The sequence below is a fragment of the Vibrio sp. 10N.222.48.A3 genome (assembly GCF_041475345.1).
GTDB lineage: Bacteria > Pseudomonadota > Gammaproteobacteria > Enterobacterales > Vibrionaceae > Vibrio > Vibrio tasmaniensis_A.
In genome coordinates this window covers 1-14,580 of sequence record NZ_JBFRVX010000196.1, presented here as the reverse complement: position 1 = coordinate 14,580, position 14,580 = coordinate 1, and the positions used below count along the sequence as shown (strand labels likewise).

Annotated in this window: 13 protein-coding genes and 1 pseudogene; 7 read left to right on the top strand and 7 right to left on the bottom strand. The window is 43.1% G+C overall.

Annotation, left to right across the window (positions count from 1 at the left end):
- Nucleotides 1-187: pseudogene (locus AB4653_RS07020) on the bottom strand (IS110 family transposase); the annotation flags it as partial.
- Between the two features lie 99 nt (nt 188-286).
- Between AB4653_RS07020 and AB4653_RS07015 the strand changes: the two are divergent.
- From AB4653_RS07015 to aroG, 4 genes are all read left to right on the top strand, one after another.
- A complete protein-coding gene (locus tag AB4653_RS07015) occupies nt 287-784 on the top strand; it encodes a hypothetical protein (RefSeq protein ID WP_009845647.1) in 498 nt (165 codons plus the stop codon).
- A gap of 476 nt (nt 785-1,260) precedes the next feature.
- Nucleotides 1,261-1,593, top strand: a complete 333-nt coding sequence (locus tag AB4653_RS07010) for a type II toxin-antitoxin system RelE/ParE family toxin (protein ID WP_012600340.1) — start codon at nt 1,261-1,263, stop codon at nt 1,591-1,593.
- On the top strand, nt 1,580-1,894 hold the full coding sequence (locus AB4653_RS07005; protein ID WP_009845645.1) for a DNA-binding transcriptional regulator: 315 nt from the start codon (nt 1,580-1,582) through the stop codon (nt 1,892-1,894). The genes AB4653_RS07010 and AB4653_RS07005 overlap by 14 nt, the downstream gene beginning before the upstream one ends.
- A gap of 686 nt (nt 1,895-2,580) precedes the next feature.
- The gene (gene aroG / locus AB4653_RS07000) at nt 2,581-3,633 is read left to right on the top strand and encodes a 3-deoxy-7-phosphoheptulonate synthase AroG (protein ID WP_009845644.1); all 1,053 of its coding nucleotides are present in this window, start codon (nt 2,581-2,583) and stop codon (nt 3,631-3,633) included.
- Between the two features lie 120 nt (nt 3,634-3,753).
- Here the strand turns inward: aroG and AB4653_RS06995 are convergent, their stop codons facing one another.
- From AB4653_RS06995 to AB4653_RS06985, 3 genes are all read right to left on the bottom strand, one after another.
- Nucleotides 3,754-5,178 (bottom strand): phosphomannomutase/phosphoglucomutase, encoded by a 1,425-nt coding sequence (locus AB4653_RS06995; protein WP_009845643.1) that lies wholly within the window; start codon nt 5,176-5,178, stop codon nt 3,754-3,756.
- Between the two features lie 15 nt (nt 5,179-5,193).
- Nucleotides 5,194-6,729, bottom strand: a complete 1,536-nt coding sequence (locus tag AB4653_RS06990; RefSeq protein WP_009845642.1) for a mannose-1-phosphate guanylyltransferase/mannose-6-phosphate isomerase — start codon at nt 6,727-6,729, stop codon at nt 5,194-5,196.
- Nucleotides 6,730-6,870: 141 nt separating this feature from the next.
- A complete protein-coding gene (locus tag AB4653_RS06985; RefSeq protein ID WP_009845641.1) occupies nt 6,871-7,983 on the bottom strand; it encodes a mechanosensitive ion channel family protein in 1,113 nt (370 codons plus the stop codon).
- 184 nt (nt 7,984-8,167) lie between these two features.
- Between AB4653_RS06985 and AB4653_RS06980 the strand changes: the two genes are divergently transcribed.
- The gene (locus tag AB4653_RS06980) at nt 8,168-8,824 is read left to right on the top strand and encodes a TrkA family potassium uptake protein (RefSeq protein ID WP_009845640.1); all 657 of its coding nucleotides are present in this window, start codon (nt 8,168-8,170) and stop codon (nt 8,822-8,824) included.
- A 27-nt stretch (nt 8,825-8,851) separates the two neighbouring features.
- Nucleotides 8,852-10,219 carry a TrkH family potassium uptake protein gene (locus tag AB4653_RS06975; RefSeq protein WP_009845639.1) on the top strand — a complete coding sequence of 456 codons (1,368 nt, stop codon included), beginning with the start codon at nt 8,852-8,854 and terminating at the stop codon, nt 10,217-10,219.
- Between the two features lie 130 nt (nt 10,220-10,349).
- Here AB4653_RS06975 and msrB read toward each other — a convergent pair whose 3' ends face one another.
- A complete protein-coding gene (gene msrB, locus AB4653_RS06970) occupies nt 10,350-11,492 on the bottom strand; it encodes a peptide-methionine (R)-S-oxide reductase MsrB (RefSeq protein WP_009845638.1) in 1,143 nt (380 codons plus the stop codon).
- 196 nt (nt 11,493-11,688) lie between these two features.
- Here msrB and AB4653_RS06965 point away from each other — a divergent pair, with 196 nt between their 5' ends.
- On the top strand, nt 11,689-12,087 hold the full coding sequence (locus AB4653_RS06965; protein ID WP_009845637.1) for an OsmC family protein: 399 nt from the start codon (nt 11,689-11,691) through the stop codon (nt 12,085-12,087).
- A 143-nt stretch (nt 12,088-12,230) separates the two neighbouring features.
- Here the strand turns inward: AB4653_RS06965 and AB4653_RS06960 are convergent, their stop codons facing one another.
- Both AB4653_RS06960 and phnX read right to left on the bottom strand, forming a co-directional pair.
- Nucleotides 12,231-13,292: an OmpA family protein gene (locus AB4653_RS06960; protein ID WP_009845636.1), complete on the bottom strand. Its 1,062-nt coding sequence runs from the start codon at nt 13,290-13,292 to the stop codon at nt 12,231-12,233.
- A 351-nt stretch (nt 13,293-13,643) separates the two neighbouring features.
- Nucleotides 13,644-14,462 carry a phosphonoacetaldehyde hydrolase gene (gene phnX, locus AB4653_RS06955; RefSeq protein ID WP_009845635.1) on the bottom strand — a complete coding sequence of 273 codons (819 nt, stop codon included), beginning with the start codon at nt 14,460-14,462 and terminating at the stop codon, nt 13,644-13,646.
- Nucleotides 14,463-14,580 lie beyond the last annotated feature (118 nt).

Below are 14,580 nucleotides of genomic sequence, written 5' to 3'. Positions count from 1 at the left end.
CCCAATAATGTGCACCACCACACGCTTCAACGCCTATACGCATAAGTGGCATATTTGCTATTGTAGTCAGTAGTTTAGAGCGAGTTAGTGACTTATGAAGTAAGATTTTACTATTTTGCTCTACGGCATGATGACTAAAGTGGTTTTTAGCTAGGTCGATACCGCAGAAATAAGAATAATCAGACATGGTGCCTCCGGTGTAATTAAGTACCACGTAAGTGTGGCAGATCCTCGGGAGGGGAAATCCATGTCATTCGTTATGTCTCCGTAAGAAGAAAGGTATAGAATGAAGTTTATATTTGTTATTATTTCTTGCATATTTACTAACATTGCTAGTGCGAATACGTTGTACAAAACTGTAGAAATAGAAGCACTTAAAGAGTTTTTGGATGTGTGTGTAATAGAAGAAAATGGTTGGTGTCTAGATAAACCAATCTACTTTGAGTCGAATAATGCTTTAGCAATAAGATTAAATATAAATCATTCGTTAATCGGGCAAGGAGAACACGATCCAGAGTTAGTGCTTGAATTAGCGATGCTTAGTAATCTTTTGATGTTTAACTCAGTAGCAGCGCAACTATACAATATAGATGAAAGTTATGTTGACCTAAAGCTCAAGGAGACTAATCAAGACAATGTGGTAGTGTTAGGTACAATTGTCTCTGATGAAAAACGTTATGTGGGCTACTATCACATAAGTAATTCAACGACTTATATGATGCACGAAATCACATCTGATTACGCAGACAGCGTAGAGTTCTATTTGGACAAAATAAATAGATAGGCGCTCTCTAAAAAGACGTAACGAATAAGGATTAAGGTGTTGCGCAGTCAACACTAAATCCCGAGTGTTGAACAAGCCCGAAGCCACTTTGTTAAGTAAATTGTACGATTGCATTTGAAGGGCACATCGCTTTGAGGCTTTTCTCAAGGCGAGCGAGGCTAAGATAAGGTTACGATAGCAATCTTATCAACCAGTTAGCTGTTTTTCGTTTCTTTCGTCGCCACATCTCCTCTGATTTCGTCAATGCCATTCTCCTTATTATCAATGCCTTTCGGCTAGGTGGGTCGGCTCACTCCAACGCACCGCGATAGAGGTATCGCGACAAATAGCTCAGTGCAGAAGTGAGTGCAAGTTTCGTTGTCGGCTTTGAGTATGCAGGCGTTATAGCTCAGGTCAGATTCACCTTTCGAAAGGTCATAACTACGTTAATCACGTATAGTTTTGCCATGTGTACGTCACTTGCGTATACTCTGAGTATGAAAAGTGTATTTGTCGAATCGACCATATTTGAAAAGTACCGTAATGAATATCTCAGCGATGATGAGTTTAGGCTTTTTCAAGCTGAGTTAATGTCTAACCCAAAACAGGGGGACGTGATTCAAGGTACAGGTGGTTTGCGAAAGATTCGAGTTGCAAGTAAAGGTAAGGGCAAGCGTGGCGGCTCTCGTGTTATCTATTACTTCCTCGATGAAAAGCGTCGTTTCTACTTGCTGACAATTTATGGCAAGAATGAAATGTCCGATTTAACTGCAGATCAAAAGAAACAATTAAAGGCTTTTATGGAGGCGTGGCGTAATGAGCAATCGTGACCTATTTGCAGAGTTAAGTACTGCTCTTGTTGAGGCTAAAGAGCATTCAGAGGGTAAACTCACTCTTAAAACTCATCAAGTTAACGATATCAGTGAGTTAGATATTTCACCTAATGAAATCGTGAGTATCCGTGAACAGTTTAATATGTCGCGTGGTGTGTTTGCGCGTTTACTGCATACATCATCCCGAACATTAGAAAACTGGGAACAAGGGCGTAGCGCACCAAATGGACAAGCTGTGACCCTTCTAAAATTGGTTCAGCGTCATCCGGAAACTCTTTCGCACATCGCTGAGCTATAACAAATAAGGGCTAGGGTGTTGCGCAGTCAACACTAAATCCCGAGTGTTCAACAAGCCCGAAGCGACTTTATTAATTAAATTGTACTATTGCATTTGAAGGGCACATCGCTTTGAGGCTTTTCACAAGACGATCGAGGCCAAGGTAAGGTCGCGATAGCAATCTTATCAACCAGTTAGCTGTTCTTCGTTTCTTTCGTCGTCACATCTTCTGTTGTTTCGCCTGTACAATTCTCCATATACCGTTCCTGCGCAGAAATTGCCAAATTTGATCAGTTCTATTCTTCGATGAGTAACATCCAAACCAAGGTTGTGGTGCTAGTTCCCATTTTTCTCTATGTGACGAAAAGTCTTTAGCTCTCTATTTTTTGTGTATGCGTTTTGTAAAGGCTGTAGTGTGGTAAAGAGCTTTTATCTATCGTTGCGTAAGACATTATCTAGCCAGGATAGTTTGAAGAGCTGTGTTCTTACTGTGTCTGATAACTGCACAATCGATAACGTGTAAATAATATTATACAGGGTGTTTTAAATATAAAACACAAAATAAATTGCGTTTTTTTTTAATTAGTGATTGAAACTGTGGTTTTTACTAGTTAAGTTACAGGGAACAAGAAGATAAATGCTGATGGAAAATGACGTGAGATAACGTGCATTCAGCCTCAAGGATAGAAAATAGGAAGAAGTAAGCAATGTTCCAGACTGATGATGTAAGAATTAACAAAGTAAAAGAGTTATTACCCCCTGTTGCTGTTTTAGAAAAGTTTCCAGCGACAGAAATTGCTTCTTCTACAACCTTTGAAAGCCGCAAAGCGATCCACAATATTTTAGAAGATAGCGATGATCGCTTACTTGTTATTGTTGGCCCATGTTCTATTCATGATACAGAAGCTGCGCTTGAGTACGGTAAACGTTTGAAAGTGCTACGCGACGAACTAGGCGATAACCTTGAAATCGTAATGCGTGTTTACTTTGAAAAACCACGTACCACTGTTGGCTGGAAAGGCCTAATCAATGACCCGTACATGAACGACACGTTCAAACTAAATGACGGTCTTCGTCTAGGACGTAAGTTACTACTTGACCTAACTGATATGGGAATGCCTACGGCGAGTGAATTCTTAGATATGATTACGCCGCAATACGTTGCTGACCTAATCAGCTGGGGCGCAATTGGCGCACGTACGACAGAATCTCAAGTTCACCGTGAACTGGCTTCAGGCCTATCTTGCCCAGTTGGCTTCAAGAATGGTACGGATGGCAACATCAAGATCGCAACAGATGCAATTCGCTCTGCAAGTGCTTCGCACCACTTCTTGTCGGTAACTAAATACGGTCACTCAGCGATCGTTGAAACCGCAGGTAACCCTGATTGTCATATCATCCTACGCGGTGGTAAAGAGCCAAACTACAGTGCAGAGCACGTTGGTAAGATTAAAGAAGAGCTAGAAGCTTCAGGTCTTCCACAGAAGGTGATGATTGACTTCAGCCACGCGAACAGCTCAAAGCAGTTCAAGCGCCAAATGAACGTTTCTGATGACGTAAGTGCACAGATCTCAGGCGGTGACAAAGCCATCTTTGGTGTGATGATTGAATCTCATCTTGTTGAAGGTCGCCAAGATTTAGTTGACGGTAAAGCGGCGACATACGGCCAATCTGTTACTGACGCATGTATCGGTTGGGAAGATACTGAAACAGTACTTCGCCAACTAGCAGATGCTGTTGAAGCACGTCGTAACAAATAGACTGATTATTGCATATTACAGTCGGCGATTAAGCTGCTGAAAATTCAAAGCCCTTATTAGCAATCGCTAGTAAGGGCTTTTTTGTGGATTTTAGTTTTAAACGGAAAGCGCCTTGGACTCTTAAATAAGAAAAGACAGTAGCTCGTCGACTTTAAGTGATAGCAAAGCTCTATTTTGTCTGGTTTCTACATTAAGGCGTATTAATGGCTCGGTATTAGACTTTCTTAAGTTGAAGCGCCATGTGTCCATATTCATGCTGATCCCGTCTGTGTGATCGATCTCAACGGCATTATCTCGGTAGTGCAATAACACACAAGCCATGACTTCCTCTGGGTTGGATACTCTGCGATTGATCTCTCCGGATGAGGGGAATCTATCCATACTTGCGTTCGTCAGTTGGTAAAGAGACTGTTGGGTTTTCGACATTAGTTCAATAACCAGTAGCCAAGGAATCATTCCTGAGTCGCAATATCCAAAATCACGAAAATAATGGTGTGCGCTCATCTCACCACCGTAGACCGCATTCGTTTCACGCATCTTCTCTTTGATAAGTGCGTGTCCCGCTTTAATCCCAATCGCTTTTCCACCACGTTTGTAAGCGATTTCAATCGTGTTCCATGTCATGCGCATATCGTGTAATACAGTGGCGTTCGGCTCTTTTAATAAGAATGCTTCAGCAAGCAACCCGACAATGTAATAACCTTCAATGTAATTGCCTGTCTCGTCAAAGAAAAAGCAGCGATCGAAGTCTCCATCCCAAGCAATACCAAGATCGGCCGAGCTTTGTAAAACGGCGTCTCTGGTGGCTGTTTGGTTTTCTTTAATCAATGGGTTCGGAATGCCATTAGGGAATGTTCCGTCAGGAGTATGGTGAACCTTGATGAAGGTGATCGGAATATCGAGCGTGGCAAAGCGAGCTTCTAAATCATCAATAATACGCCCTGCGACACCGTTCCCTGCGTTCACCACAATTTTCATAGGTGAAAGCTCAGAAGGAGATATATAAGAGAGTAGGTGGTCTACATAAGGGGCGAGAATACTGGTCGATCTACTAGAGTTACTTGGTTGTGCATGAACGAACGGTAAATTGCAGTTCAGCTCTTGATTAAGCTCTGCAATGCGTCGTTTGATTTCATCTAACCCACTGTTTTTACTTATCGGGCTAGCGTCCAAGCCGACCAATTTCATTCCGTTGTAATTAATTGGGTTATGGCTTGCCGTAATTTGGATTCCGCCAATGGCGCCAAGGTGGCGAGTTGCAAAGTAGACTTCTTCAGTCCCTGTCATTCCAAGATCAACGACGGTTATTCCAGACTCGATTAAGCCTTTGGTCATGGCTTCTTGTAATGAAAGGGACGTTTCTCGGTTATCACGACCAATCACCACTTGAGCCAATCCATCGAATGAGGCTTCAGGTGTCGTGGATAGGGCGTATTCTCCAAATGCTTTGCCGAGCAGGTAGGTAAAGTACCCATTGATTTGGTCACCAATGATGCCGCGAATATCGTTGTTCTTAAAGCAGCTAAGGTCTAATGTTGGTTTCACTTGATTGTCGCCGCTTTATTTCGATTTGTTGTTCTGAGACGAAGAAGCTTGTTGGTTTCGAACCTCTCGCCCATAGCTGTCTTGATATCGAATGATATCGTCTTCACTTAAGTGACTACCGGTTTGTACTTCGATCATTTCGAGAGGTGAGTCTCCAGGGTTCTCAAGGCTGTGGATATGGCCTAGTGGAATGTAAGTGGATTGATCTTCTTCGATTAGATACGTTTTCTCATCGTTGGTTACTTTCGCAGTGCCAGCCACGACTACCCAATGTTCTGCTCTATGGTGATGCATTTGCAACGAAAGCCTATGGCCAGCGTTGACTGTAATGCGCTTCACTTTGTCTCGTTTGCCTAGATCGATCACGTCGTATTTACCCCAAGGCCTAAAGACCTCGCGATGATGGACATGTTCCGTTCGACCAGCCTGATTCAGTTGGCTAACAATCGACTTAACACTTTGAACTTTGTCTTTGTTCGCAACCAATATTGCATCTTTAGTTTCGACAATGATCAAATTGTCGACACCTACAGTCGCGACCAGCTTATTTTCCGCATGAATGTAGTTGTGTTGAGAATCGACGGTTAATACATCACCTTCAATGACGTTATTGTGCTCATCTTTGTCGCTTACATCCCAGATAGCAGACCACGAACCAATATCATTCCAACCAACGTCCATCGGGATCACTGCGGCGTGTGAGGTCTTCTCCATCACGGCATAATCGATAGAGTCACTTGGGCTATTTTTGAATGCTTCTGCCTCGATACGGATAAAGTCGAGGTCGGTATTTTGCTTTGAAAGAGCTAACTGACAAGCCGCTAATATTTCTGGGTGGTGTTTAGAGAGTTCTTCAAGGTAGCGGGATGCCTTAAACATGAACATGCCGCTGTTCCACAAGTATTGCTCTGAACGTATGTATTCTTCTGCAGTTGCTTTATCAGGCTTTTCTATGAAGCATTCAATGGTGTAGGCATGATGGACTGATTGCACTGTAGTGTTGGTTTCTATTTGCAGGCTAGAGGGAAGTGGTTGGCCTTGTTTGATATAGCCATAACCAGTCTCTGGAGCATTCGGGGTTATACCGAATGTCACCAGTTTGCCTTGTTTTGCGTAACCAACACCACGGCTAATTGTTTGTTGAAATTCAGAGGTTTTAGCGATGTGATGATCGGCCGCCAACACTAATAAGATAGGGTCAGATTCGTTCGATTTTTTATCCACTGATTTGCTTAGAGCCTGTAGGGCAGCAAGCGCAATAGCTGGGGCTGTATTTCTACCGACAGGCTCTAAAAGGATTCCACTGTGTTGGATTTTAGTGGCGCGAACTTGTTCAGCGGCAATAAAGCGGTGTTCTTCATTACAGATAATGAATGGAGCTGCGCACTTGCTATCCGTTAGATAGTCCTCAAGACCTTGCAAGCGTTGAAGCGTTTGCTGAAGCATTGACTGTTCGCCAGCAATATTGAGAAATTGCTTAGGGTAAAGTTCGCGAGACAGAGGCCAGAGGCGACTTCCGGAGCCGCCAGCTAGGATCACAGGTAAAATCATAGAGTGGTAATTAGGTGTATTTGAATACTGGCGCCATGTTACCACGCTTCACTCTGTTTATTTATCGATAACCAGTTTACTTATCGATAACCCATCGACTTGACGACAAGCTATAAACGATAAGCAATATAGATGTGCTTCTTAATGACCTTCTGAGTTGGAAATGACCATACCTTGAGCTTCGCCAAAATCTTGAGGATCGATCTTGAGCGTTTGTGTTGGGAAGGCGATATCAGCATTGTGCTTATGAATAATCGCCAACACTTGCAGCAGGACATCTTGCTTAACTTCGTGGTATCTCACCCAGTTAACCGTTTTGGTGAAGGTGTAGATAAAGAAATTAAGGGTTGATGGACCAAACTTATCAAAGTTAACGATCAGCGTCTGTTTTGCATCAATGTCAGGGTGTGTTTCGAGCATGGATCTAACTTCATCAACAATTAGAGCTAGCTTGTCTGCATCTTGATAACGAAGACCGAAGGTTTCATTGATTCTGCGGTTCAACATTCTTGATGGGTTCTCCACCACAATGTTACTGAATACCGAATTTGGCACGTATAAAGGTCGCTTATCAAAAGTGCGAATGATGGTCATGCGCCAACCAATGCGTTCGACTGTACCTTCGATTTGGCGGTCTGGTGAGCGTATCCAATCACCGACTTTAAAAGGACGGTCGAAGTAAATCATCATGCCGCCAAAGAAATTCGACAGTAGATCCTTTGCTGCCAAACCGACGATTAAGCCACCCACACCACCGAAGGTGAGTAAGCCAGATAGGCTCAGACCAAATGCCTGCATGATGGTCAGGCCGCCCATCACCATAAAGAACAAGCGAGCGACTTTAGCGATAGCTTGTACTGTGGTTTCGTCTCTGGTTTTTTGTTCTAAGACGTACGCTTCAGTGTTGGTGATCATTCGCAAGGTAAACCAAACGAAGGTACAGATAATTAATATGTGCTTAAGTGTTTTTAACCAATTAATTTCATTACCAAACTGGTCTTGAAGGATTAACCCCACAGAGACAGTTGCAGGCCAACACCAGAGTAATGTACTGACAGGTGTTTTTAGCGCCTCTAGCAGTAGGTCATCCCAGTGGAATGGGGTTTTCTGAACCAGAATTTCTAAGCGATTATGGATAATTCGCCAAGCGACCCAAGCGAGAAAGCTCGCAATAGTGATGAATAGGACGCTGTTTGCCCAATCACTATGGCTCTGGTTAATGTAGGTTTGTACTTGGGTTATGAATTCATTCATTGTGTGTACTGCCGCAGAAATAGTGGGTTAGAAATTAGCAGAAATCACTTTTGTTCTCTACCTTTATAAATCAAGCGATTAGCTGACAATTGTATCTCTATATGGATATATAGTCGTTTTTTTGTATGAAGACAATTTCATTATTTGTTTTCGATGCTACATAGCTTTGTAAGTGGAGTAATAAATGAGTGACAAACAATATGCAGTTATTGGCTTGGGACGTTTTGGTCTCTCAGTCTGTAAAGAGCTACAAAGTTCAGGCTCACAGGTACTCGCCGTTGATATTGATGAAGAGCGAGTGAAAGATGCGGCGGCTTTTGTTTCTCAAGCGATTGTTGCGAACTGTACAAGCGAAGAGACAGTTAAAGAGTTAAGGCTCGATGAATACGACATGGTGATGGTGTCGATTGGCTCTGATGTTAATTCCAGTATTCTAACGACCTTGGTCGTTAAAGAGTCAGGTGCAAAGGCAGTCTGGGTTAAGGCGAATGATAAGTTCCACGGCAAGATCCTCTCTAAGATTGGTGCTGACTATATCATCATGCCGGAGCGAGATATGGGTATTCGTGTCGCGCGTAAAATGTTGGATAGACGCGTTCTTGAGTTTATCGACCTTGGCAGTGGCTTAGCGATGACGGAAATCGTTATTGGTTCTAATTTGTTGGGTAAGAAACTTGGTGACCTTAAGCTGTGTAAAGAAAATGGTGTTGAGGTACTTGGCTTTAAGCGAGGCCCGAACTTAACGAAAGCACCAGAACTGGATGTGAGTTTAGAAATTGGGGATGTGGTGATCATAGCTGGGCCGAAAGAGACTTTATCTAGAAAGCTACGCAATTGGTAATTGGTAATTGGTAAGTAAGGTAACAGTATGAATTCGGTAAAACGAAAAGGTGCTTTCTACACCCTTAAAAGTGATAAGAAGCCACGCAAAGGCTCTGAACCTAAGATTATCCTTACGAGCTTCTTAGGTGTTCTTATCCCCTCAGCAATCTTGTTGACGCTGCCTGTGTTCTCGGTGACAGGACTAAGCTTTACGGATTCACTGTTTACTGCCACGTCAGCGATCAGTGTGACAGGTTTAGGTGTTGTTGATACTGGCCAGCATTTCACCTTGGCAGGTAAAATCTTACTGATGTTCTTGATGCAAGTTGGTGGGTTAGGGCAGATGACTCTGTCTGCGGTACTGCTCTATATGTTTGGTGTCCGATTAAGCCTTAAACAACAAGCATTGGCAAAAGAAGCACTTGGACAAGATCGTAAGATTAATCTCCGTAAATTAGTTAAGAAGATCATTATCTTTGCGTTGGTGGCGGAGTTTGTCGGTTTTGTATTGCTCTGTTTCCGTTGGGTTCCAGAAATGGGATGGGCAACGGGAAGCTTTTATGCACTCTTTCACGCTATATCTGCATTCAATAATGCAGGCTTCGCGCTGTTTTCAGACAGTATGATGAGTTTTGTTGACGATCCACTGGTGATATTTACATTAGCAGGTTTGTTTATTTTTGGTGGACTTGGTTTTACAGTCGTCGGCGACTTATCGAGTAACTGGCGTAAAGGTTTTCGACACCTACATTTACATACCAAGATTATGTTAACAGCGACACCAGCGCTGTTGTTGGTTGGTACGGTGATGTTTTGGTTGTTGGAGAGGAATAACTCCGCGACCATGGGAGGGTTATCGACACAAGGTCAGTGGTTAGCGGCATTTTTCCAGTCAGCGAGTGCTCGTACTGCTGGTTTTAATAGTGTGGATTTGTCTCAGTACACTCAGCCTGCATTGTTGGTGATGATAGTACTGATGTTGATTGGTGCTGGTTCAACTTCAACTGGTGGTGGTATTAAGGTTTCGACATTTGCGGTCGCTTTTGTAGCAACTTGGACATTCTTACGTCAGAAAAAGCATGTAGTGATGTTTAAACGTACTGTGACCTGGCAAGCTGTAACAAAGTCATTGGCCATTATTGTGGTAAGTGGAGCACTGTTAACCACCGCAATGTTTTTGTTAATGCTCACTGAGCAAGCCGCGTTTGACCGCGTGATGTTTGAAGTGATTTCTGCTTTTGCAACCGTCGGTCTAACAGCGGGACTCACTGCAAATCTCACTGAGCCCGGTAAATACATCATGATTGTCGTTATGGTCATCGGGCGTATTGGTCCTTTGACTTTGGCGTACATGCTGGCTCGTCCAGAACCCTCCTTGTTGAAATACCCTGAAGATACAGTGTTGACGGGCTAATAATGTTAACGGGGTAATAATGCTAACAGGCTAGGATTTATAGTTCTTGTTAGTGTGTTAGAAAAACAAAGCCAGCGTTATGCTGGCTTTGTTGGTATAGGTGTAGCACTAATTTCTTAGTACTTAAGCTTTAGCCTTCGAACATTTCTACATATTCTTCGTAGCCTTCCTCAGCCAATTTATCTGCTGGGATAAAGCGCATAGCGGCTGAATTCATGCAGTAGCGTAAACCTGTTGGCTTTGGACCATCTTTAAATACATGCCCTAGGTGAGAGTCACCAAATTTACTGCGAACCTCTGTTCTTGGGTAAAGTAGCTTGTAGTCAGTAGTTGTTACCACATAAGCTTCGCTGATTGGCTGTGTAAAGCTTGGCCAACCTGTACCTGATTTGTATTTGTCTTTTGAAGAGAACAAAGGCTCACCCGTTACGATATCAACGTAAATACCTTCTTGCTTGTTATCCCAGTATTTGTTGTCAAACGGGCGCTCTGTTGCGTCGTCTTGTGTGACATCGTATTGCAGTGAAGTTAGAGACGCTTTGAGCTCTGCATCAGACGGCTTGCTGTATGTCTTAGCATTAGCTGTCGCATTTTTGTCATCGATGATTTGGCGGATCGTTTTCGGATTTTCTTTTCTATCATCACCGAAGATTTTATCTAGGTACTGATCACGACCAGAAGCGTAGCGGTAGTAGTTATAACGAACCTTACTCTTCTTGTAATAATCTTGATGGTATTCTTCTGCTGGCCAGAATTTTTCAAACTTAATCAGCTCTGTTTTTAGTGGCTCACCAAAGATCTGAGCTTTGTCTATTTCCATCATGAAGTTCTGAGCGATGTCTTTTTGATCCTGGTTATGATAGAAAACAGCAGGTCGATATTGTGGACCTCTGTCAACGAATGAACCTTTGTCATCAGTTGGGTCGATGTGTCTGAAGAATTGGTCAAGCACCTGTTCGTAGCTAACCACATCAGGGTTGTAAGTCACGTTGATCACTTCGATGTGACCAGACTTACCTGATGAAACTTGTTTATAGGTTGGATTCTCTAATTCGCCACCAGAATATCCTGAGACAACATCCGAGACTCCTGTCAGCTTCTCCAGATCGGATTCTGTACACCAAAAACAACCACCAGCCAGTGTCGCTATTTCGCTCTTACCTGAGTTAGCCGTTTTATCCATTGTATTGGCAGTGCCAGTCTGGCTCACAAACAGCGAAATCAGTGGTAGCGCAACCACGAGTGATACCAATATTTTAGATAATTTATTCATAGATACCTCATCTTGACGTCTTTTCATTCGATTTTGAATGTACGAATAGAGACAGGGTTTAGATGGAAAAAATTACACTATTCATAAAAAAAATATCTCAAACAGAAAATCTTGCTCATAAATGCTGCCAGTAGTAGGGTGTCCATTATTGATATAATAGATAATGATGGCGGTTTCCGTACATCTAAGGAACAACATGCAAGCAGAAGTTAAATGGGTCGAAGGCTTTAAATTCCTAGGTCAATCTCAATCAGGTCACTCTGTCGTTATGGATGGCAGTGGCGGTGCTACCGCGCCAAGCCCTATGGAAATGGTGCTAATGGCTGCTGGCGGTTGTAGCTCTGTTGATGTGGTTGATGGCTTGAAATCTGCAGGCCAAAACATCACGGGCTGTAATGCAAAGCTTGAAACCACACGTCGTGAAACGGCGCCAAAAATCTTTACTGTGATTAACATTCACTTCGAAGTGTCGGGTGAAAATCTTGATCCTGAGTTGGTTGCTAAGGTCTGTGCGGATTCATTAGAAAAATACTGTTCAGTATGCTTAATGCTGGGTGCTGGTGTAGAGATGACCCACAGCTGGGAAATAGTCTAGTCTCTGATTGTACAGCTTGGCAGTAGACTGATTTTTACGGCTTCTACTTATAGCTGATGGCATATGGGGAGAGCCTGATAAAGAAAAGGGCGGAGCACTTGAAAGTGCTCCGCCCTTATTATTTTAATTAAGGTAGAGTGCTATTATTCAGCAGTTTCTACGATAACTTCTTCCATTTGCGCTTTTTCTTGGTATTCGAAGCTTGGGATCGTTGCGTCAACACGACGGTTTTGCGCACGACCTTCAGCTGTAGCGTTTGATGCTACAGGGTTTTCTTCCCCTTCACCTGAAGCTGTAATGCGGTCCGCTTCAATGCCTTGCTCTTCAATGTATGCGGCTACAGCAGCAGCACGCTTCTTAGAGATCATCATGTTGTACTCTGCCGCACCTGTTGAATCAGTGTGACCAACAACATTAACTGATGATTGAGGGTGAGCTTGCAGTACTTCAACTAATGGCATTAATGCAGATTTGCCTTCTGAAGATAATTCAGTGCTGTTTGTCTCAAACATACCTTGAGAGAAGCTTTCAGTTTTCGCTTTAGTAACCACAACTTCTTCTTCAACAACAATGACTTCTGGTTCGGCAATTGGCTCTGCAGGAGCCTGTGTTATAACGGCTGCAGAAGCGGCTGCTGCTGAAGCCGTTGTGTTACCTGTACCAAAGTTGTAGCTAAGGCCAACGGTAACAAGGTTAGAGTTTAAGTCTTGCACGAATTTATCATCGAAATCATCGAAGTATTGATATTCAACACGCAGTGCCCAGTCTTCAGCGAATTGCTTTTCAGCACCGATACCAAGAGACAATACTACGTCATCTTCGTCATCGTGCATGATGTAAGCTGGGCCGGCTTTGAAGAAGATATCAAATTTTTGTTGGATAGCGAGTCGATACATAGGGCTCAGAGAGATAGCGACGATTGAATCACTATATTGCTTCAAAGTTCCTGTGCTATTAAAGCTTGTATCGTAGTCTCCTAGGTAGTCTGCGCTCAGTTCAAGAGCAAACTTGTCAGAAAAGTTGTAGCCACCGTAAAGGCCACCCGCAACAGAATCATCTTCGCATTTAACGCCATCGACACAGGCACTATCTAGCCAACCCATGCCCACTTTTGCACCAACATAAGTGGTTGCAGCAATAGAAGGAGCTGCCGCTAAGCCGGAAGCTGCGACGACAGCACACATGATTTTAGAAAGTTTTTTCATAATCTTATCCTTGGATTAATTTTTATTGTTATCTGAACTGACCTGTAAAGCGATAACTTACTGGCTAAGACACTGCGACCGTAAGTAAATCAAGGCGTTGATTCAGGTAGAGCTTTTAAAGTACTACTAATATATTGTTAGTCTGATTGCGTATGATAGTCAATCGGATTGTTGGTATTCATAGTTTTCAAGGCGCTATTTATAGCTTTTTTGTTGATCAATTGTTGTCTTAAATGTTGGAAACAATGAAACCTCGTATCATTTTAACGCGGTACGAGGTTTCATCTTTTTGTGTGAACGGATTATTTGGCTACATAGTCTGAGTTGTAGGGGGGAGCGGAGCTTTAGCTGTTACGGGCGCTCACCGGCTAACAAACGCTTTTCGATATCTGCAATCACTCTAGGTAAGTCGGCGATGGTATCGATCAGGTAGTGCGGGTTTGATTTGTTTAGCTTAATGCTTGCTTTTTCTCGCGCAACTGCAAGTGTCGCTTCGTCGGCATCCACATATTCTTGGTAGGTTAAGCCTGCTTCGTTGCCTGATAGTACAAGGCCTACTGTCCACATGCCTGCGTTGTGGCCTTCATCGATACCCGGTGCTGCGTCATCCACTTTCACACACGCAGCGACGTTCGTCACACCTAGGTCAATGACGTTTTTAAGTGCCATGAATGGAGCAGGGCGACCGCCTTGCGGTAAGTCGTCAGTTGCAACTACGTTGTCAGGAAGATAACCGTAATCTGCTGCAGCTGGAATTAGTACGTCCATCACCTCTCGTGGGTAACCAGAACAAGAGCCGATTTTTACGTTCTTTTCTTTTAAGTTATTCACGACTTCAATCGCGTTTAAAATTGGTGCTGCGTGGTCTGCTACTTTTGCTTTCTGAAGAGGCATGAATGCCGAGTAGATCGCATCAACGTCTTCACTGGTCATCGAGCGTCCGAATTGAGCATTCCAACGAGCGTCGACAGCTGGAATTCGACCAACCGCTTGGATGTGGTCCCATTTGCCGATACCCATAGGTTCACGCGCTTCTGCTAAGTCGATATCAAAGTCGAAACCTTGTCTGAATGCTTCAACGAAAATGCTGGTTGGAGCAAATGATCCAAAATCAACGATAGTGCCTGCCCAGTCAAAGATAACCGCTTGGATAGGTGATGTCGTGTTCATAATAGTGTCCTATTTTTGTGTCACTCCCAGTTCAAGTTATTGGAAGGACGAATGATTGTTTTAGCTTATTGGTTTAAATGTTGATTTAGATAATGAATTAAAGGTATTCAAAATCTTT

Coding starts and splice junctions, on each gene's coding strand:
- AB4653_RS07015 (WP_009845647.1), top strand. CDS start 287: ATGAAGTTTATATTTGTTATTATTTCTTGCATATTTACTAACATTGCT.
- AB4653_RS07010 (WP_012600340.1), top strand. CDS start 1,261: ATGAAAAGTGTATTTGTCGAATCGACCATATTTGAAAAGTACCGTAAT.
- AB4653_RS07005 (WP_009845645.1), top strand. CDS start 1,580: ATGAGCAATCGTGACCTATTTGCAGAGTTAAGTACTGCTCTTGTTGAG.
- aroG (WP_009845644.1), top strand. CDS start 2,581: ATGTTCCAGACTGATGATGTAAGAATTAACAAAGTAAAAGAGTTATTA.
- AB4653_RS06990 (WP_009845642.1), bottom strand. CDS start 6,729: ATGATTTTACCTGTGATCCTAGCTGGCGGCTCCGGAAGTCGCCTCTGG.
- AB4653_RS06985 (WP_009845641.1), bottom strand. CDS start 7,983: ATGAATGAATTCATAACCCAAGTACAAACCTACATTAACCAGAGCCAT.
- AB4653_RS06980 (WP_009845640.1), top strand. CDS start 8,168: ATGAGTGACAAACAATATGCAGTTATTGGCTTGGGACGTTTTGGTCTC.
- AB4653_RS06975 (WP_009845639.1), top strand. CDS start 8,852: ATGAATTCGGTAAAACGAAAAGGTGCTTTCTACACCCTTAAAAGTGAT.
- msrB (WP_009845638.1), bottom strand. CDS start 11,492: ATGAATAAATTATCTAAAATATTGGTATCACTCGTGGTTGCGCTACCA.
- AB4653_RS06965 (WP_009845637.1), top strand. CDS start 11,689: ATGCAAGCAGAAGTTAAATGGGTCGAAGGCTTTAAATTCCTAGGTCAA.
- AB4653_RS06960 (WP_009845636.1), bottom strand. CDS start 13,292: ATGAAAAAACTTTCTAAAATCATGTGTGCTGTCGTCGCAGCTTCCGGC.
- phnX (WP_009845635.1), bottom strand. CDS start 14,462: ATGAACACGACATCACCTATCCAAGCGGTTATCTTTGACTGGGCAGGC.